Annotated in this window: 17 protein-coding genes; 6 read left to right on the top strand and 11 right to left on the bottom strand. The window is 60.8% G+C overall.

Annotated features, from left to right (window positions below):
- Window positions 1-56 precede the first annotated feature (56 nt).
- Window positions 57-812 carry an anti-sigma factor family protein gene (locus tag NF676_RS17190; protein ID WP_056788803.1) on the bottom strand — a complete coding sequence of 252 codons (756 nt, stop codon included), beginning with the start codon at window positions 810-812 and terminating at the stop codon, window positions 57-59.
- Window positions 809-1315 carry an RNA polymerase sigma factor gene (locus tag NF676_RS17185; RefSeq protein ID WP_016775320.1) on the bottom strand — a complete coding sequence of 169 codons (507 nt, stop codon included), beginning with the start codon at window positions 1313-1315 and terminating at the stop codon, window positions 809-811. The genes NF676_RS17190 and NF676_RS17185 overlap by 4 nt, the downstream gene beginning before the upstream one ends.
- Window positions 1316-1471: 156 nt before the next feature.
- Between NF676_RS17185 and NF676_RS17180 the strand changes: the two genes are divergently transcribed.
- Both NF676_RS17180 and NF676_RS17175 read left to right on the top strand, forming a co-directional pair.
- Window positions 1472-2578 (top strand): catalase family peroxidase, encoded by a 1107-nt coding sequence (locus NF676_RS17180; RefSeq protein ID WP_252886443.1) that lies wholly within the window; start codon window positions 1472-1474, stop codon window positions 2576-2578.
- Window positions 2575-3120: a cytochrome b gene (locus NF676_RS17175; RefSeq protein ID WP_041477122.1), complete on the top strand. Its 546-nt coding sequence runs from the start codon at window positions 2575-2577 to the stop codon at window positions 3118-3120. Before NF676_RS17180 ends, NF676_RS17175 begins: the two co-directional genes overlap by 4 nt.
- A 59-nt stretch (window positions 3121-3179) precedes the next feature.
- On the opposite strand, the gene NF676_RS17170 is transcribed toward NF676_RS17175, so the two are convergent.
- Window positions 3180-4331, bottom strand: a complete 1152-nt coding sequence (locus NF676_RS17170; RefSeq protein ID WP_252886442.1) for a M14 family metallopeptidase — start codon at window positions 4329-4331, stop codon at window positions 3180-3182.
- Window positions 4332-4426: 95 nt separating this feature from the next.
- On the opposite strand from NF676_RS17170, the gene NF676_RS17165 reads away from it, so the two are divergent.
- Window positions 4427-4645 (top strand): hypothetical protein, encoded by a 219-nt coding sequence (locus NF676_RS17165; protein WP_150741164.1) that lies wholly within the window; start codon window positions 4427-4429, stop codon window positions 4643-4645.
- 104 nt (window positions 4646-4749) lie between these two features.
- Here NF676_RS17165 and NF676_RS17160 read toward each other — a convergent pair whose 3' ends face one another.
- Window positions 4750-5148 carry a DUF6124 family protein gene (locus NF676_RS17160; RefSeq protein ID WP_252887975.1) on the bottom strand — a complete coding sequence of 133 codons (399 nt, stop codon included), beginning with the start codon at window positions 5146-5148 and terminating at the stop codon, window positions 4750-4752.
- Window positions 5149-5278: 130 nt separating this feature from the next.
- Between NF676_RS17160 and NF676_RS17155 the strand changes: the two genes are divergently transcribed.
- Window positions 5279-5938 (top strand): LexA family protein, encoded by a 660-nt coding sequence (locus NF676_RS17155; RefSeq protein ID WP_071172928.1) that lies wholly within the window; start codon window positions 5279-5281, stop codon window positions 5936-5938.
- Between the two features lie 42 nt (window positions 5939-5980).
- Here NF676_RS17155 and NF676_RS17150 read toward each other — a convergent pair whose 3' ends face one another.
- From NF676_RS17150 to NF676_RS17135, 4 genes are all read right to left on the bottom strand, one after another.
- Window positions 5981-7930 (bottom strand): acetyl/propionyl/methylcrotonyl-CoA carboxylase subunit alpha, encoded by a 1950-nt coding sequence (locus NF676_RS17150; RefSeq protein ID WP_252886441.1) that lies wholly within the window; start codon window positions 7928-7930, stop codon window positions 5981-5983.
- Window positions 7930-8742, bottom strand: coding sequence for a gamma-carboxygeranoyl-CoA hydratase (locus NF676_RS17145; RefSeq protein ID WP_252886440.1), 813 nt, complete (start codon window positions 8740-8742; stop codon window positions 7930-7932). Before NF676_RS17145 ends, NF676_RS17150 begins: the two co-directional genes overlap by 1 nt.
- Before the next feature lie 120 nt (window positions 8743-8862).
- Entirely contained in the window at window positions 8863-10467 is a 1605-nt protein-coding gene (locus tag NF676_RS17140; RefSeq protein ID WP_252886439.1) for a carboxyl transferase domain-containing protein, read from the bottom strand.
- A 107-nt stretch (window positions 10468-10574) separates the two neighbouring features.
- Window positions 10575-11738, bottom strand: coding sequence for an isovaleryl-CoA dehydrogenase (locus NF676_RS17135; protein WP_024013438.1), 1164 nt, complete (start codon window positions 11736-11738; stop codon window positions 10575-10577).
- A gap of 300 nt (window positions 11739-12038) precedes the next feature.
- Between NF676_RS17135 and NF676_RS17130 the strand changes: the two genes are divergently transcribed.
- Entirely contained in the window at window positions 12039-13736 is a 1698-nt protein-coding gene (locus NF676_RS17130) for an AMP-binding protein (protein ID WP_252886438.1), read from the top strand.
- 650 nt (window positions 13737-14386) lie between these two features.
- On the opposite strand, the gene NF676_RS17125 is transcribed toward NF676_RS17130, so the two are convergent.
- The 3 genes from NF676_RS17125 to NF676_RS17115 form a co-directional block, all read right to left on the bottom strand.
- On the bottom strand, window positions 14387-15286 hold the full coding sequence (locus tag NF676_RS17125; protein ID WP_252886437.1) for a hydroxymethylglutaryl-CoA lyase: 900 nt from the start codon (window positions 15284-15286) through the stop codon (window positions 14387-14389).
- Between the two features lie 145 nt (window positions 15287-15431).
- Entirely contained in the window at window positions 15432-15830 is a 399-nt protein-coding gene (locus NF676_RS17120) for a MerR family transcriptional regulator (RefSeq protein WP_039763349.1), read from the bottom strand.
- Window positions 15831-16028: 198 nt separating this feature from the next.
- Entirely contained in the window at window positions 16029-16958 is a 930-nt protein-coding gene (locus tag NF676_RS17115; protein ID WP_056788837.1) for a LysR family transcriptional regulator, read from the bottom strand.
- A 171-nt stretch (window positions 16959-17129) separates the two neighbouring features.
- On the opposite strand from NF676_RS17115, the gene NF676_RS17110 reads away from it, so the two are divergent.
- Window positions 17130-18359: an acyl-CoA dehydrogenase gene (locus tag NF676_RS17110; protein ID WP_024013435.1), complete on the top strand. Its 1230-nt coding sequence runs from the start codon at window positions 17130-17132 to the stop codon at window positions 18357-18359.
- Window positions 18360-18378 lie beyond the last annotated feature (19 nt).

The following is an 18378-nucleotide window of genomic DNA, read 5'->3' as shown; positions in this document are numbered from 1 at the left end:
TGCCGCCAACAGATCGCAGCCTCGTTGCACTCATCAGCTCCTACCAGAGGCGGATTTCAGAACGGTGGCGATTGCTTGAGCAACTCTGCTGCCGGCGAGTCGGTCGGGCTGACCACCGCATAGTTGTAGCCCGGCCCTGACCAGTAATCGGCCTGCAGATCGCCATCGCTGCGCGAACCGCGCGGCAGCAGGGTGTTTTTCGGCCCCGGTGGACGCAGGTAGAAACTGACCTTGTGACCGCTGCCATCCTCATACATCACCATCGCCGCCGCGCCTTCATCGGTGCTGAGCAAACGCCCGCTGACCGGCTCGAATCCGGCAGCTTTCAAGTCCGGCAAGCGCCCGGCACCGCTGAAGTAGCGGTCGAGCCAACGCTGCATGTCGCCGTCGCTGTCGACCTTGTAATCGGCGGGCAGTACGCCTTGCTGGGCGATCAGGCGATAGGCTTGCAACGCGTCAGTCATCGGCAATTGCGCAGGGCGCGCCAGGGTCATTTCCCGTGCCTGCCAGCCACTGAAACCGCCAATGCTCACGGCAATCAGCAGCACCGCCGCGCTGGCCAGGTGCCGACGGGACTGCTGGCGGCGGCGCTGGCGAATCATCATCGGGTCAAGCGCCGGATTGGCCGGTTGCTGCAACGCGCCACTCAGCGCTGCGCGCAGCTGCTGGGCGTCGCGTTGCCAAGCGCGAACCTGCGCCGCTTCTTCAGGGTGGCTGGCCAGCCAGGTCTCGAGCACGCGCCGATCGGCGTCGCTGAGCTGGTGGTCGATGTAGGCGTGCAAATCACGTTCGTTGGGAGGCAGGCTGATCATTTGAGTATCCGCAAGGAAGGGCTGCTGATTTCGCCGTCGCTGAGTTGGCGCAAGGCCTGGCGGGCGCGGGACAGGCGCGACATCACGGTGCCGATCGGGGCGCCGAGGATCTCGGCGACCTCTTTATAGGACAGGCCTTCCACCGAGACCATCAGCAGCAAGGCGCGCTGTTCGGTGGGCAGGCGTTCGAAGGCTTGCAGGGTCGACTGGGCGATTACCGTGCGTTCCACTGAGGGTTCGGCATCGTCGCGACCGGTGAAAAATTCCAGCATCCGCGCATAGCGCCGCGAACGACGGTGCGCATCGAGAAATTGCCGATAGAGGATTGCAAACAGCCAGGCGCGCAAGTCGCCCTCAGCGCGTTTCTCGCCCCACGCCGACAGCGCCCGCTCGAGGCTGGCCTGGACCAGATCGTCAGCGCTGCTGCTGTTGCGCGTCAACGACACGGCGAAGCGGCGCAATCTGGGAATGATTTCTCTCAACTGTTCGTCGAATTCGCTCATGAATGTCTGCTGGTCGCTACGCTGTGGACTAGGAAGACGCCCGTCAGCGCAGGTTATTCCCCGTGCGCAAAAATAAATACCGCGCCGCGGAATAAACCCGGACGGGGTGCGTCTTGCTGACTCTTTCCACTTGTGGCCGATGGCCTGGAGATATTCATGGTTGATCGCTCGTCCCCAAACGCTGCACCGCCCGGCAGGCCGCCGCGCGAGCCACTGAGCGCCGCGAGCCTGGTTTTACGTCTGGGCGGCATTGCCGTGATTGTCGCTGCCGTGGCCGGGGCGTTTGCCTACGTGCATGGCAATCTTGACCCACAACGATTGACGCCAAAAGCGTTGGTCGATGTGCTGGAAAAGAACAACGGCGTGCATCCCGGCTTTCGTCGCAATCACGCCAAGGGTGTCTGCGTGATCGGCCATTTCGAAAGCAGCGGCGAGGCGCGCGCGTTCTCCACGGCACAGGTGTTCAACCTGCCACAGACACCGGTGGTGGGGCGTTTCGCCTTGCCGGCCGGCAATCCCTACGCGCCGGACAGCGCCGTACCGATCCGCAGTCTGGCGCTGCGCTTCACCCAGGCGAACGGTCAGCAATGGCGCACCGGCATGAACAGCATGCCGGTGTTTCCAGTGGGCACGCCTGAAGCGTTCTACCAATTGCAGCAGGCGCAGTCGCCGGATCCAGCCACCGGCAAGCCAGACCCGACGAAGGTGCCGGCGTTTTTTGCCGCACATCCGGAAGCCGTGCCGTTTCTGACGTGGGTGAAGACCGCCAAGCCTTCGGCCAGCTACGCCACCGAAACCTATAACAGCATCAATGCGTTCTATCTGGTCGATGGCAACGGTAAAAAACAGGCCGTACGCTGGAGCATGACGCCGCTGGCGCAGGACGCGGCGGGTGCCACGGCTCCTGAAGGCGCGGACTTTCTCGAGAAGGATCTGGTGCAACGCCTGGCCGCCGCACCCTTGCGCTTTCAGTTGAACATCACCCTGGCCAACGCCGGTGACCCGGTGAACGATGCCAGCAAGACCTGGCCCGCAGATCGCAAAGTGCTGAACGCCGGAACCCTGGTGCTGGAGAAGACCCAGCCGCAACTCAGTGGCGAGTGCCGTGACATCAACTACGACCCGCTGGTGCTGCCGGCCGGGATTCAAGGCTCGGAAGATCCACTGCTGGCCGCGCGTTCTGCCGGCTATGCCGATTCCTACCTGCGTCGCACCAGCGAAGTCAGCCAGTTGCCCGCCGCCAAACAGGAGGCTCGTCCATGAACAAGCAACCGACGCATTTCGTTTTGCTGGCGCGCCTGCTGCACTGGCTGATGGCGCTGATGATCATCGCCATGCTGTTTATCGGCGCGGGCATGGTCACTTCGGTGTCGTCTCGCCATGAATGGCTGATTCATCTGCACAAGCCGCTGGGCATCGCGATTCTGGCGCTGGTGATCGTGCGCCTGCTGGTGCGCTTCACCACCCGTCAACCGCCGCTGCCGGATGATCTGCCGGGCTGGCAGGTGCTCGCAGCCAAGGCTTCCCACGTCTTGTTGTATGCGTTGATGCTGGTGTTGCCGTTGCTCGGCTGGGCGATGATCAGTGCCTCGGGCGAGCCAGTGATGCTGACGTCGTCGCTGCATCTGCCGTCGATTGTGCCGGCCGATGCGCAACTGTTTGCGTTGCTGCGCAAGTCCCATGGCTATCTGGCGTATCTGCTGTTTCTGACGGTGCTGCTGCACTTGGCGGCGGCGCTGTTCCATGGCTGGGTGCGGCGTGACGAAGTGCTCGACAGCATGTTGCGCGGGCGCGATCGCGGCTGACCGCTTAAAGCAAAAGATCGCGGACAGGCCGCGATCTTTTGTTGTTGCAGGGGAGGGGATCAGCGCAGGGTGTCGACCATGTCGGCGAAGGTGGTCAGCACATCCTTGCCCAATTGCTTGGAACGTTTGCCCGACCAGCCGGTGATCTTGTCCGGGTGGTCGTCGTGGTCCTTGAATGGCATTTCCAGAGTCAGCGACAGGCAGTCGTATGTCTGTCCGACGCTGTTGCAGGCCAGCGTCATGTTGGCCTGTCCCGGTTCGTCGCGGGTATAGCCATAGGTGGTCTGGAAGTCTTTGGTGGTGTGCTTCAAGTGGCTGCGGAAATGCTCTTCAAGCTTTTCGATGCGCGGCGTAAAACCAGGATTGCCTTCACAGCCGGCGGTGAAAACGTGAGGTATGGTTTCGTCGCCGTGTACGTCGATAAACGCATCGACGCCATACTTTTGCATCTGCTGCTGAACGAATAGCACTTCCGGGCTGATGTCCTGGCTGGCGTTCTGCCAGGCCCGGTTCAAGTCCTGCCCCATGGCATTGGTGCGCAGGTGGCCGTGGAACGCGCCGTCCGGGTTCATGTTCGGCACCAGATACAGATCGGCGCTGGCCAGCAGTTTGTTCAATACCGGATCGTCCTGTCGTTCCAGACGCTCGATCACACCTTCCATGAACCATTCAGCCATGTGCTCGCCCGGATGCTGCTGGGCGATGATCCAGATTTTGCGCTGGCCTTCGGCACCGGTGCCTTTGCGCAGCAGCTGAATGTCGCGGCCCTCGACACTTTTGCCGGTCGCCAGCAATTCGGTGCCAGCCTTGCTCAGCGCTTGCTCGATCAACCAGTCGTGGCGGCCGCGGCTGTAGGGTTCGAAGTAGGCGAACCAGGCGTGGGTCTGTTCGGCTTCGAGGCAGAAGCGCAGGCTGTCGCCTTCGAAGCTGGTGGGGATGCGGAACCAGTTGACGTGATCATACGACGCCACCGCTTGATAGCCCGGCCAGCCTTTGCTGTAGGTCGATTGGCTGGCGTTGACCAGGCGGAACCAGTGTTCCTGGTGCACATGCAGGCCGCTGGCCTTGAAGTGGAACCACTGAAAATGAGCGCTGCGGGTGTCCGGGCGGATGGCCAGGACGGGACTGAGCGGGTTGCTGATATCGATGACTTGGATATTGCCGCTGTCGAAATTGGCGCTGATGTCGAACGAAGATTTGGCCACGGTCATGGTCGGTTCCTGATCAGGATTTTTATGACCGGTACTTTACACGCAGGCAGGGCTGAAACCGAGGGGAATCGCGGGTGTAGCGGGGGGCGTCTTCCGTGACGCGCCAGCAGCTTAGAGGCTATGCGATTGATTCTCAAGTGCTGATTGCCATTAGTTTCGCCCAATGTGGCTGGGCTCGGCTTGCCAATCAATATTCTTTTGATATTATCCGCGCCATCGAATTTGCAGCATCCAAAGACTTCATTAGCCTGAAGACACAAGCCCGAAAAACGGGCAAAAAAAGACCCGGCAAAAAGCCGGGTCAAAAACCGTGATTAGCCTGATGAGGAGATAGTCCAGAAGACCGACCTAAGGTCTCTGGTCCATCGACTGATCTCGCGACCAGCTGCTTGCAATAATAATCATTATCATTTGCAAGTCAAATGTTTTTATCTGCGCGATGGGAAAATTCTTTCCTTTCCGCCCGTACCTTGTCCGCCGTGACTTCGTCGTTGTCGATCGAATGGTCGACCATCGCCCGCGCCATATCCACCATGTGCACCACCGAAAAGGCCAGATCGCGACTGGTGCCTTGCAGGTTTTCTGCGGCCTTGAACGCGGTGGCGGCCGCACATCGCAACAGATCCGAGGCATGCACCAGCGCTTCTTCGCCGCTGAGATGGCCTTTGACATTGAAAAAACGTTCGTCCGTCTCGGATTTCGAAACAGTCGGTTTCAAGTAGTAGTCCAGCGCGCGCTGTGCGGCGGCATTGCCCTGAGGGGAGGTGAAGCTGGTGTCGATTTGCAGATCGGGCAGGTCTTTGCTGCTGATGTTCATCATGAAACGTCACTCCATGTTCGATTGAAAGTCCGTTCCTCTAGGATAGTACCGCCTGTATTTGTGACTAGGATTTAAATACTACAATATGTGTTTTGCCGGTCGAAGACGTCCGCGTAAGGTGCGGCACATGGATAAATGGATTGAGTTGGTCAAGGCCAAGATGAGTGAACTCAAAGTCACTCAAACAGAGCTCGGAGAGCGCGTCGGCATGTCCCAGGGCGGGATCGGTCATTGGCTGAACAAGCGTCGCGAACCCGGTGTTACCGAAATGAACCGCGTGCTCAAGGCGCTGGGAATGGACTTCCTCGAAGTCGTTCTGGTGATCCGCGAACCGCAGCCGACGCCGGAAGACGAGATGCCGCTGGCGCAGAAGTACAACCCGTACTTCCGTTATCCGGTCTGCGATTGGCGTGCACCGTGCGAAGTGCGTGACACTGCGGCGAGCTATCCCGGGGCATCAGCGAAGCAGCGCTTCGAACTGACGGATTACCACGCTCGCGGCGGTGCGGCGTTCTGGCTGACGGTGACGGGGGATTCGATGACCGCGCCGAGCGGGCAGAGCGTTGCCGAGGGCATGCTGATTCTGGTCGATCCGGAGTTGGAGGCAGTGCCTGGCAAACTGGTGATCGCCCAGTGGCCGGACAGCGAAGAAGCGATTTTCCGCAAACTCGACGAGCAGGCCGGCCAGCGTTACCTGGTGCCGCTCAACCCGACCTGGCCGAAAACCCTGCTCACCGATGAATGCCGGATCATCGGCGTAGTGGTTCAGGCAACGGCGCGTTACTGAACGGATCGATCCTCGCGCAAGGCCAGGATCGACCCTTTTATTTCATCCCTCTTCCAGTTCAACCAAAGCGCTGCCTTCACTGACCATATCGCCTTCCTGGCAATACAGCGCTTTGATCACACCGGCCTGCGGCGCACGGATGCTGTGTTCCATCTTCATGGCTTCAAGCACCACCAGTTGCGCCCCGGCCTCAACCGACTGTCCCGTTTCGACCAGCACGCGTACGATGCTGCCGTTCATTGGCGCGGTCAGACCGCCCTGATGGCTGTGGCTGGCCTCGACGGCGCTGATCGGATCGAACGCTTCGATGCGCCGCAACTCGCCGTCCCATTCCAGATACAACGCGCCAGCCTGACGAATCGCCCGCAATGTGCGGCGCACGCCGTCATGCTCGACGATTAGTGCTTCGCCCAGCAGTTTTGCATGGGCCGCAGTTCTCAAGGTCAACGCGCGATCCTGTCCCTCGCAACTCAAATGCAAGGTGATTTGCGCCGGCAAACCTGCTCGCAATCCGCCACCTGAAGCCCACGGCGAAGCGGGATCATCCGCCCGAGCACGCTGCGGCAGACTCTGCGCAAACGCCTGCGCCGCCGCCTGCCAGAACTCATCGCTCAACGTGCCTGGTGCTGGCAGCAATTGCTCCTGATAGCGCGGAATGAACCCGGTATCCAGCTCTGCCGCCGCAAACGCCGGATGCGCGATGATCCGGCGCAGGAAATTGATGTTGGTCTTCAGCCCGCCAATCGCAAACTCGTCGAGCATGCTCAACAGACGCAAGCGCGCCTGTTCGCGATCTTCACCCCAAGCAATCAGCTTGCCGAGCATCGGGTCGTAGAAGGGCGATATCTCGTCACCTTCCTCAACGCCGCTGTCCACCCGCCGCCCCGCGCCCTGTGCCGATTCGCGATACAAGTCCAGCCGCCCGGTGGCCGGCAGGAAGTCATTCGCCGGATCTTCGGCATACAAGCGCACTTCGATCGCATGACCGTTGAGCGGCACCTGCGCCTGGTTGATCGGCAGCGTTTCCCCACGGGCGACGCGAATCTGCCAGGCGACCAGATCCAGCCCGGTGATTGCTTCGGTCACCGGGTGCTCGACCTGCAGCCGCGTGTTCATCTCCATGAAGAAAAACTCGCCGCGCGCATCCAGCAAAAACTCCACGGTGCCGGCGCCGACATAACCGATCGCCTGCGCTGAACGCACGGCCGCTTCGCCCATTGCCCGGCGTAGCTCGGGCGTCAGGCCCGGCGCCGGGGCTTCTTCGACGACTTTCTGGTGACGGCGCTGGATCGAGCAGTCGCGCTCGTTGAGATACAGGCAGTTGCCGTGCTGATCGGCGAACACCTGAATCTCCACGTGACGTGGCTTGAGCAAATACTTTTCCACCAGCATCCGCGAGTCGCCAAACGACGATTGCGCTTCGCGCTGCGCCGAGGCGAGGGCTTCAGCCAGTTGGCTGACATCCTCAACCACCTTCATACCCTTGCCGCCACCACCGGCGGTGGCCTTGAGCAGCACCGGATAACCAATGCGTTCGCAAGCTTCGCGGAAGGTGTCGAGGTCCTGCGCTTCGCCGTGATAGCCCGGCACCAAAGGCACACCGGCCTTTTCCATCAGCGCCTTGGCGGCGGATTTGCTGCCCATCGCGTCGATGGCCGAGGCGGGCGGGCCGAGGAAGATCAGCCCGGCGGCTTCGATGGCGCGGGCGAATCCAGCGTTTTCCGAGAGAAAGCCATAGCCGGGATGAATCGCCTGGGCACCGCTGGCCTTGGCGGCGGCGATCAATTTATCGATTTGCAGATAACTCTCGGCAGCCTTGCTGCCGCCCAGATCGACGCGGATATCGGCTTCACGGCTGTGGCGCGCATCGCGGTCGGTGGCGCTGTGCACAGCGACGGTAGTCAGGCCCAAGGCCTTGGCGGTGCGCATGACCCGGCAGGCGATTTCGCCACGGTTGGCCACCAGCACAGTGGTAATCACAGGTGCGCTCATCAACGCGACTCCTTGGTGGGTGCGGCTTGCCAGTTCGGTGGGCGTTTTTGCAGGAAGGCGCGCAAGCCTTCCTGGCCTTCAGGGCTGACGCGAATCCGCGCGATGGCATTTTCCGTGTAGCGGCGCAGGGCCGGGGTCAGCGCGCCGTTGCCGACTTCGCGCAGCAAGTCCTTGCTGGCGCGCATGGCCGCGGGGCTGTTGAGCAGCAGGTTGTCGATCCACTGTTCGACCTGTTGCTCCAGTTCAGCCGCAGGATAGCTTTCGGCGAGCAAGCCGATCTCCCGCGCCCGCTGCCCGCTGAAGCGCTCGGCAGTCAGCGCATAGCGCCGTGCCGCACGCTCACCGATCGCTTGCACCACGAACGGGCTGATTACCGCTGGCGCCAGACCGATGCGCACTTCCGACAGGCAGAACTGCGCGTCATCGGCGCCGATCGCCATGTCACAGCAACTGATCAAGCCCAGCGCGCCACCGAACGCCGCGCCTTGCACCACGGCCAGCGTGGGGATTTTCAGCTTGGCGAGGTTGTACATCAGCTCGGCCAGCTCGCGGGCGTCATCGAGGTTGGTGTGATAATCGAGTTCCGCCGATTGCTGCATCCACGCTAGGTCGGCGCCGGCACTGAAGTGCTTGCCGCGCCCACGCAGCAGCAGGAAACGCAGGCTCGAATCGCTGGCGACCTTGTCGAGGGCGAGGATCAGTTCGCGGATCATCTCGGCGTTGAAGGCGTTGTTTTTCTCCGCGCGATTGAGCCACAGCGTCGCGAAACCGCGTGGATCGGTTTGCAGTTCGAGGGTATTGAAGTCGCTCATATTCATCTGTCTCCACGGTTCTTGTGGGAGCGAGCCTGCTCGCGAAAGCGGGGTATCAGTCGATCTATCCGCCGCCTGACAGATCGCATTCGCGAGCAGGCTCGCTCCCACAAAAAAACATCACATCCGGAACACGCCGAAGCGGCTCGGTTCGATTGGCGCGTTCAGCGACGCGGACAAGGCTAGGGCCAACACGTCGCGGGTCTGCGCCGGGTCGATGACGCCGTCATCCCACAGCCGCGCGCTGGAGTAATAAGGGTGACCCTGTTCTTCGTACTGATCGAGAATCGGCTGCTTGATCTCGGTCTCCTGCTCGGCGCTGAACGCCTGACCGCTGCGTTCGGCCTGTTCGCGCTTGACCTGCACCAGCACACCGGCGGCCTGTTCGGCGCCCATCACGCCAATCCGCGCGTTCGGCCACATCCATAAGAAACGCGGATCGTAAGCGCGCCCGCACATGCCGTAGTTGCCGGCACCGAAGCTGCCGCCGATGATCACGGTGAATTTCGGCACCTTGGCGCAGGCCACTGCGGTCACCAGTTTCGCGCCGTGTTTGGCGATGCCGCCGGCCTCGTATTTCTGGCCGACCATGAAACCGGTGATGTTCTGCAGAAACAGCAGCGGGATGCCGCGCTGGCAGGCCAGTTCGATGAAGTGCGCGCCTTTCTGTGCGGCTTCGGCGAAAAGGATGCCGTTATTCGCCAGAATCGCGATCGGATAGCCGTGCAAGTGAGCGAAACCGCAGACCAGCGTGGTGCCGAACAGCGCCTTGAATTCGTCGAACACCGAACCGTCGACCAGCCGCGCGATCACTTCGCGCACATCGAATGGCTGCTTGGCGTCAGCCGGAACCACTCCGTACAACTCGTCGCTGGCGTACAGCGGCGCGATCGGCGTGCGTTGCTGCACCTCGCCGAGCTTGCGCCAGTTGAGGTTGGCGACGCTGCGGCGGGCGAGGGCGAGGGCGTGTTCGTCGTTCTCGGCGTAATGGTCGGCCACGCCGGAGGTCTTGCAGTGCACATCGGCGCCGCCGAGGTCTTCGGCGCTGACCACTTCGCCGGTCGCGGCTTTTACCAGCGGCGGGCCGGCGAGGAAAATCGTCGCCTGGTTGCGCACCATGATCGCCTCGTCCGCCATCGCCGGCACATACGCGCCGCCTGCGGTGCACGAGCCCATGACCACGGCGATCTGCGGGATGCCCATGGCGCTCATGTTGGCCTGATTGAAGAATATCCGCCCGAAATGCTCGCGATCCGGAAACACTTCGTCCTGACGCGGCAGGTTGGCGCCGCCCGAGTCCACCAGATAAATGCACGGCAGGCGATTCTGCTGGGCGATGGTCTGCGCACGCAGGTGCTTCTTCACGGTGAGCGGGTAATACGAGCCACCTTTCACCGTCGCATCGTTGGCGACGATCATGCACTCCACGCATTCGACGCGGCCGATGCCGGCGATCACCCCGGCAGCCGGCACGTCTTCGCCATACACGGCGTGAGCCGCCAGTTGGCTGATTTCGAGAAACGGCGAGCCCGGATCGAGCAAGCGATTGATGCGCTCGCGCGGCAGCAATTTACCCCGCGAGGTGTGGCGTTCCTGAGCTTTGACACCGCCACCCTGCGCGACTTGAGCGAGCAAGGTGTGCAGCGCGTCGACCTGTTTGAGCATCGCCGCACTGTTGGCGGCGAACTGCGCCGAGCGCGGGTTGAGCTGAGTGTGCAGAATCATGGGGCTTACTCCGTAAGCAGCTTCTAGCTACAAGCGGCAAGCTGCAAGTTGGGGCAAGAGCGTGGTTCTCTTGCAGCTTGTCGCTTGCGGCTTGCAGCTGACGAAATTCATTTCGTCTCGTTGAACAGTTCGCGGCCGATCAGCATGCGGCGGATCTCGCTGGTGCCTGCGCCGATTTCGTAGAGCTTGGCGTCGCGCAGCAGGCGGCCGGCGGGGAATTCGTTGATGTAGCCGTTACCGCCGAGAATCTGGATCGCGTCGAGGGCCATTTGCGTGGCGCGTTCGGCGGTGTAGAGGATTACCCCGGCAGCGTCCTTGCGGGTGGTTTCGCCGCGCTCGCAAGCCTGGGCCACCGCGTACAGATAGGCGCGGCTGGCATTGAGCTGGGTGTACATGTCGGCAACTTTGCCCTGGATCAGCTGGAATTCGCCGATGCTCTGGCCGAACTGCTTGCGGTCGTGGATGTACGGCACGATCAGGTCCATGCACGACTGCATGATCCCGGTCGGGCCACCGGAAAGCACCACGCGTTCGTAATCGAGGCCGCTCATCAGCACTTTCACGCCACCGTTGAGCACGCCGAGGATGTTTTCCTCCGGTACTTCGACGTCATCGAAAAACAGCTCGCAGGTGTTGGAGCCACGCATGCCAAGCTTGTCGAACTTGTTGCTGCGGCTGAAGCCTTTCCAGTCACGCTCGACGATGAATGCAGTAATGCCGTGCGGGCCTTTTTCCAGATCGGTCTTGGCGTAGATCACGTACGTATTGGCGTCAGGGCCGTTGGTGATCCAGGTTTTGCTGCCGTTGAGTACGAAGCGATCGCCGCGTTTGTCGGCGCGCAGCTTCATCGAGACCACGTCGGAACCGGCGTTGGGCTCGCTCATCGCCAGGGCGCCGACGTGCTCGCCGCTGATCAGCTTCGGCAGGTATTTGGTTTTCTGTTCGTGGTTGCCGTTGCGGTTGATCTGGTTGACGCAAAGGTTGGAGTGCGCGCCATAGGACAACGCCACCGACGCTGAGCCACGGCTGATTTCTTCCATCGCCACCACATGCGCGAGGTAACCCAGACCTGCGCCGCCGTACTCCTCCGGCACGGTGATGCCGAGCAGGCCCATGTCACCGAATTTGCGCCACATGTCGGCGGGGAACAGGTTGTCGTGGTCGATCTGCGCGGCGCGCGGGGCGATCTGATCGGCGACGAAGGACTGCACCTGATCGCGCAGCATGTCGATGGTTTCACCGAGGGCGAAATTCAGGGATGGATAGCTCATGAGGCACCTTTTGGCTTTTTTATCGGGTGGAGCGCACGACGAATCGGCGTTCAGCTTTACGTTAACGTAAAGCTTCCGGAGTTCGACTGTCAATCGGCTTTACGTAAGCGTCAACTTGGGCGAGAGTAAGGACAGTTCAGGATCAGATATCGGTTTGTTTCTGGTGGGAGCGAGCCTGCTCGCGAAAGCGCTGTATCAGTCGCCCTCAAGGCTGAATGACGCAGCGTATTCGCGAGCAGGCTCGCTCCCACAGGGATTCAAAACCGGGAAAACCCACTAATAAAGACAATAGGGGTCGTCATGGATCTACCCAGTGCAAACCCGCAGCGCAGCTACACCCGTGGCTCTCAGGACAAAGCCCTGCTGGCGATGACCATCGGTCAGCGCTTCGATCAGACTGTCGCGCAATACCCGGACGGCGAGGCTTTGGTGGTGCGCCATCAACAGTTGCGTTACTCCTGGCGGCAACTGGCCGACGCGGTGGATGAGCAGGCCAGGGCCTTGCTCGCACTGGGCTTGCAGACCGGTGATCGCCTCGGCATCTGGGCGCCGAATTGCGCGCAGTGGTGCATCACCCAGTTCGCCACGGCGAAGATCGGCGTGATCCTGGTCAACATCAATCCTGCCTACCGCAGCTCCGAACTCGAGTACGTGCTCAAGCAATCCGGCTGCCAGTGGCTGGTCTGTGCCGGAGCGTTCAAGACCTCGAATTACCATGAAATGCTCCAGGGCCTGGCGCCAGAATTGGCCGAGCACGCCATCGGTCAGCTGCGCAGCGAACGCCTGCCGGAGCTGCGCGGGGTGATCAGCCTCGATGCCAATCCGCCGCCGGGTTTTCTGCCGTGGTCGCAGCTCAGCGATCTGGCCGTCAGCGTCTCGCCCGATCAATTGCGCGAACGCAGCGCCAGTCTGCATTTCGATCAACCGGTGAACATCCAGTACACCTCCGGCACCACCGGTTTCCCCAAGGGCGCGACCCTCAGTCACTACAACATTCTCAACAACGGCTACATGGTCGGCGAAAGCCTCGGCCTGACGACTGCCGATCGTCTGGTGATTCCGGTGCCGCTGTATCACTGCTTCGGCATGGTCATGGGCAACCTCGGTTGCGTCACCCACGCCAGCACGATGATTTACCCCAATGACGCTTTCGATCCGGCGCTGACCCTGCAAGCGGTGGCCGAAGAAAAAGCCACGGCGCTGTACGGTGTGCCGACCATGTTTATCGCCATGCTCGATCAGCCGCAGCGGCAGACCTTCGACCTGTCGAGCCTGCGCACCGGGATCATGGCCGGCGCGACCTGTCCGATTGAGGTCATGCGCCGGGTCATCAACGAAATGCACATGAGCGAAGTGCAGATCGCCTACGGCATGACCGAAACCAGTCCGGTGTCGCTGCAGACCGGTCCAGCGGATGAGCTGGAGTTGCGTGTCACCACGGTCGGCCGCACCCAGCCGCAACTGGAAAGCAAGATCATCGACACCGCCGGCAACCTTGTGCCGCGCGGCACCATTGGCGAATTGTGCACGCGCGGTTACAGCGTGATGCTCGGCTACTGGAACAACCCGCAGGCTACTGCCGAAGCCATCGATGAGGCGGGGTGGATGCACACCGGCGACCTGGCGAGCATGAACGAGGAGGGTTACGTCAACATCGCCGGGCGTAACAAAGACATGATCATTCGTGGCGGGGAGAACGTTTATCCCCGTGAGCTGGAGGAATTCTTCTTCACCCATCCGGCGGTGGCGGACGTGCAGGTGATCGGCATTCCGTGCTCGCGCTACGGTGAGGAAATCGTCGCCTGGATCAAATTCCACCCCGGCCACAGCGCCTCGGAGCTGGAGCTGCAAGCCTGGTGCAAGGAGCGCATCGCCCATTTCAAGACACCGCGTTACTTCAAATTCGTCGACGCGTTTCCGATGACGGTGACGGGCAAGATCCAGAAATTCAGGATGCGTGAGATCAGTATCGAGGAGCTGAAAATAACCGAGCGGTAACCTAAACCCTGTGGGAGCTGGCTTGCCAGCGATGGCGTCAGGTCAGCCAGCATCAATGTTGAATGTTCTACCGCAATCGCTGGCAAGCCAGCTCCCACAGGGATCGGGGGATTCAGGAATCACAGAAAGCACAAAGGGGAGCCGAAGCTCCCCTTTAATTTGTCGTTGCGTGCTCTTTTTATTATTGAGGGTCGGTCTGTTGTTGTTTTTGGCAACCGTGGCCCTGTACAGCTTTTTGGCGACCCCCATCCGGGGTCAAGAGCAAACGTATTTTTTTGAGCGCTGATCTGCTTTCTCGTTAACGATCCAACCGATTCGGGAGCTACCTGAAGGTAGTTTTATTGTTCTCTGCCCGGTTGCGGGTCACTCCTGAGAGCACCCTGAAAAGCACACCTTCTCCAAAAAAATCTGTTAGCTGCGTCTCTGCCGTGTTGTTCTTGTTATGTCAGAGTCGTTTCGTCTTGTTTTTATTGGTTTGCGGCTTTTTATTCTTGTTATGCCATAGAGATAGCAGGTGTCGTGCCAACTTTTAAAAAGTCTTATAAATCAGTGATTTAAGTTTTTAGGGCTTTTTCACCCCAAGGCAAAGCCAGACAATTTGTTTCCGTGTTACTCGCTTTTGCCCACAGCACTGACCCAGCGGTAACACCTCACTGCGCGCTGCGTGCCTTGGCCACTCGCGAACCGCTTGGACGGCCGAGCACTGCACTGATCTGCTGGCCCGCAGCAATCAAGGCGTCCAGGTCGATACCGGTCTCGATGCCCAAGCCATCCAGCAGGTACACCACGTCTTCGGTCGCGACGTTACCGCTCGCGCCTTTGGCGTAAGGGCAGCCGCCAAGGCCGGCGATAGAGCTGTCGAACACCGCAATGCCTTCGAGCAGGCTGGCGTAGATATTGGCCATGGCCTGGCCATAGGTGTCGTGGAAATGCCCGGCAAGCTTGTCCCGTGGTACCTGCGCCGAGACCACCTCGAACAGGCGCCGGGTCGCGCCCGCCGTGCCGGTGCCGATGGTGTCGCCCAGCGACACTTCGTAGCAGCCCATCGCGTACAGCTCGCGCGCGACCATCGCCACTTGCTCCGGCGCGACCGTGCCTTCATACGGGCAGCCCAGCACACAGGAAACGTAACCGCGCACGGTAACGCCGTGTTGTTTGGCGGCCTCCATGATCGGCGCAAACCGCGCCAGGCTTTCGTTGATCGAGCAATTGATGTTGCGCTGCGAGAACGCCTCGGAGGCGGCGGCGAACACCGCGACTTCCTTGACCCCGGCGGCGAGCGCGTCTTCAAAGCCGCGCAAGTTCGGCGCCAGCGCGCCGTAGGTCACGCCGGGCTTGCGCTGAATTTGCGCAAACACCTCGGCGGAGCCGGCCATCTGCGGCACCCATTTGGGCGAAACGAAACTGCCGACTTCGATGTAGCCGAGCCCGGCGGCACTCAGGGCATCGACCAGTTGCACCTTGTCAGCGACGCTGATCGGTTGGGCTTCGTTCTGCAGGCCATCGCGCGGGCCGACTTCGATCAGGCGTACTTGGGAGGGGAGGGACATGGGTGGGACCTGCCTGTTTTTTTAGTTCACGAAGAACCCTGTGGGAGCGAGCCTGCTCGCGAAAGCGGTGGATCAGTCACCGTTAATGTTGGATGACAGAATGCATTCGCGAGCAGGCTCGCTCCCACAGGGGCGCCAGTGTTGGCTAGACCGCCTGCTGGCTCTTGAGCGTCTGCTCCAATGCCTGCACGCAGCGCTCTTCAGCAGTGTCCAGCTCGAGTTTCATCTGTTCGATATCCAGCAACTGCTGTTCGAGCTGTTCGCGGCGTTCGCTGATTTTTGCCAGCATGCTGTTGAGCTGTTTGGTGTTACCGCCGGACGGATCATAGAGTTCGATCAGCTCGCGGCATTCGGCCAGGGAAAAACCGATGCGCTTGCCGCGCAGGATCAGCTTCAGAGTGACCTTGTCGCGCGGCGAATAGATACGTTCCTGGCCACGACGCTCGGGGCTGAGCAGGCCTTGCTCTTCATAAAAGCGGATCGCCCGGGTGGTGATGTCCAGCTCGCGGGCGAGGTCGGAAATGCTATAGGTCTGACTGCTCATGAAAGCGCTCGGAAAAGGGGCATGGCGCTAAGCTAATCGGTGGTTTACGTTTACGTCAAGCGGGATGGTTTTGGGGTGTCTGTACAGGCCTCTTCGCGAGCAGGCTCGCTCCCACATTCGACCGCGTTCCTTCAGATGAAATGCAATTCATTGTGGGAGCGAGCCTGCTCGCGAAGAACGATAACGCGGTAATAAGCCCTACACCTTCTCCAGCTTCTTCTCCTGCGCCGTCACCTGTTGGCACAACTCGATCATCTGCTCGCGCATCCAGCGGTTGGCCGGGTCCTGGTCGGTGCTCTCATGCCAATACAGGTGCGTTTCCACCGAGGGCACATCATTCACCGGCAAATTGAACGATTGCAGATCATGGCGGCGGGCGAAGCGTTCCGGCACGGTCATGACCATGTCGGTCTGCTGCATCACTTGCGAAGCCATCAAATAGTGCTGCGAGCGCAGGGCGATCTTGCGCTGGATGCCCATTTTGCCCAGCGCCAGATCGACATAGCCCAGCCCGCTGCGGCGGCTGGAAATATGGATGTGAGTCAGCGACAAATAGTCATCGAGACTGAGTTTTTCCTTGCCCGCCATCGGATGGCCCTTGCGCATGGCGCAGACGTAACGGTCGTCCATCAGCTTGACGTGGCGCACCTGCGGGTCGGTGTTGAGCGGCGCATCCACAGCGAAATCCAGACGCCCGGCGGCCAGTTCCTTGGTGGTTTCCCGGCGTTTGGACAGAAAGCTTTCGATGATCACCGTCGGCGCCAGGCGGCGCAGGCGCTGGAACAGGGGCGGCAGAATGATTGCCTCCGTCAGGTCGGTCATGCTGATGCGGTAAGTCTTGGCCGCCTGCGCCGGGTTGAAAATGCGGCTTTCCTGCACCGACACGCGCAGCAGCGACAGGGCGTTGCGCACCGGGCCGATGATGTTTTGCGCCATCGGCGTGGGCACCATGCCTTGGGCAGTACGCACGAAGAGCGGGTCGTTGAAGGTTTCGCGCAACCGCGCCAGGGCATTGGACACCGCCGGCTGGGTGATGCCGACAATCTGCCCGGCACGGGTCAGGTTGGCTTCGGTGTAGATCGCGTCGAAGACGATGAAAAGGTTCAGGTCGACCTTGCTCAGATTCATAACGCGGCTTCTCTTGTTATTAAGTGCAAGTGTTTTGGGGCTGACGATCAGCGGATCATATATTGGTGATGAATGTTTATACACGCCGAGAATAGGCTAGGTAAATGATCAGCGCTGTTCTAGCATCGATTGCATGACTTGAACAACCTCTGCCCGAGAAGGTAACTACCCATGGATTTCGCTTATTCGCCCAAGGTTCAGGAACTGCGTGAGCGCGTGACTGCGTTCATGGACACTTACGTTTACCCGGCCGAAGCGGTTTTCGAACGCCAGGTCGCCGAGGGCGATCGCTGGCAGCCGACCGCAATCATGGAAGAGCTCAAGGCCAAGGCCAAGGCTGAAGGGCTGTGGAATTTGTTTCTGCCTGAGTCCGAGCTGGGCGCCGGCCTGAGCAACCTCGAATATGCGCCATTGGCGGAAATCATGGGCCGTTCCCTGCTGGGGCCGGAGCCGTTCAACTGCTCGGCGCCGGACACCGGCAACATGGAAGTATTGGTGCGCTACGCCAACGAAGAGCAGAAACAGCGCTGGCTCGAGCCGCTGCTGCGCGGCGAGATCCGTTCGGCGTTCGCCATGACCGAGCCCGACGTGGCATCTTCCGACGCGACCAACATGGCCGCCCGTGCTGTGCGTGATGGCGATCAGTGGGTGATCAACGGCAAGAAATGGTGGACTTCCGGCGCCTGCGATCCGCGCTGCAAGATCCTGATTTTCATGGGCCTTAGCAACCCCGACGCGCCGCGTCACGCCCAGCACTCGATGATTCTCGTGCCGGTCGACACCCCCGGGGTGAAAATCGTCCGTCCGCTGCCGGTGTTCGGCTACGACGATGCACCGCACGGTCACGCCGAAGTGCTGTTCGACAACGTTCGCGTGCCGTACGAAAACGTCCTGCTCGGTGAAGGACGCGGCTTCGAAATCGCCCAGGGTCGCCTTGGCCCAGGCCGCATTCACCACTGCATGCGTTCGATCGGCATGGCCGAACGTGCGCTGGAACTGATGTGCAAACGCTCGGTGAGCCGCACCGCGTTCGGCAAACCGCTGGCGCGTCTGGGTGGCAACATCGACAAGATCGCCGACTCGCGGATGGAGATCGACATGGCGCGCCTGCTGACGTTGAAAGCGGCGTACATGATGGACACCGTCGGCAACAAAGTGGCGAAAAGCGAGATTGCGCAGATCAAAGTCGTCGCGCCGAATGTCGCCCTGCGGGTGATCGACCGCGCTATCCAGATGCATGGCGGGGCAGGGGTGTCGAACGATTTCCCGCTGGCCTATATGTATGCGATGCAGCGCACCCTGCGTCTGGCCGACGGCCCGGACGAAGTGCACCGCGCGGCGATCGGCAAGTTCGAGATCGGCAAGTATGTGCCGAAGGAGATGATGCGTAGCGGCCAGTAACACCGCGTCGCCTCATTCG

This window comes from Pseudomonas siliginis (assembly GCF_024072275.1).
GTDB lineage: Bacteria > Pseudomonadota > Gammaproteobacteria > Pseudomonadales > Pseudomonadaceae > Aquipseudomonas > Aquipseudomonas siliginis.
The sequence above is the reverse complement of the archived record's forward strand: the minus strand, read 5'-3'. Positions and strand labels throughout refer to the sequence as shown.

Coding starts and splice junctions, on each gene's coding strand:
- NF676_RS17130 (WP_252886438.1), top strand. CDS start 12,039: ATGGATCTACCCAGTGCAAACCCGCAGCGCAGCTACACCCGTGGCTCT.
- NF676_RS17145 (WP_252886440.1), bottom strand. CDS start 8,742: ATGAGCGACTTCAATACCCTCGAACTGCAAACCGATCCACGCGGTTTC.
- NF676_RS17175 (WP_041477122.1), top strand. CDS start 2,575: ATGAACAAGCAACCGACGCATTTCGTTTTGCTGGCGCGCCTGCTGCAC.
- NF676_RS17135 (WP_024013438.1), bottom strand. CDS start 11,738: ATGAGCTATCCATCCCTGAATTTCGCCCTCGGTGAAACCATCGACATG.
- NF676_RS17110 (WP_024013435.1), top strand. CDS start 17,130: ATGGATTTCGCTTATTCGCCCAAGGTTCAGGAACTGCGTGAGCGCGTG.
- NF676_RS17160 (WP_252887975.1), bottom strand. CDS start 5,148: ATGAACATCAGCAGCAAAGACCTGCCCGATCTGCAAATCGACACCAGC.
- NF676_RS17155 (WP_071172928.1), top strand. CDS start 5,279: ATGGATAAATGGATTGAGTTGGTCAAGGCCAAGATGAGTGAACTCAAA.
- NF676_RS17125 (WP_252886437.1), bottom strand. CDS start 15,286: ATGTCCCTCCCCTCCCAAGTACGCCTGATCGAAGTCGGCCCGCGCGAT.
- NF676_RS17115 (WP_056788837.1), bottom strand. CDS start 16,958: ATGAATCTGAGCAAGGTCGACCTGAACCTTTTCATCGTCTTCGACGCG.
- NF676_RS17140 (WP_252886439.1), bottom strand. CDS start 10,467: ATGATTCTGCACACTCAGCTCAACCCGCGCTCGGCGCAGTTCGCCGCC.
- NF676_RS17190 (WP_056788803.1), bottom strand. CDS start 812: ATGATCAGCCTGCCTCCCAACGAACGTGATTTGCACGCCTACATCGAC.
- NF676_RS17170 (WP_252886442.1), bottom strand. CDS start 4,331: ATGACCGTGGCCAAATCTTCGTTCGACATCAGCGCCAATTTCGACAGC.
- NF676_RS17185 (WP_016775320.1), bottom strand. CDS start 1,315: ATGAGCGAATTCGACGAACAGTTGAGAGAAATCATTCCCAGATTGCGC.
- NF676_RS17120 (WP_039763349.1), bottom strand. CDS start 15,830: ATGAGCAGTCAGACCTATAGCATTTCCGACCTCGCCCGCGAGCTGGAC.
- NF676_RS17180 (WP_252886443.1), top strand. CDS start 1,472: ATGGTTGATCGCTCGTCCCCAAACGCTGCACCGCCCGGCAGGCCGCCG.
- NF676_RS17150 (WP_252886441.1), bottom strand. CDS start 7,930: ATGAGCGCACCTGTGATTACCACTGTGCTGGTGGCCAACCGTGGCGAA.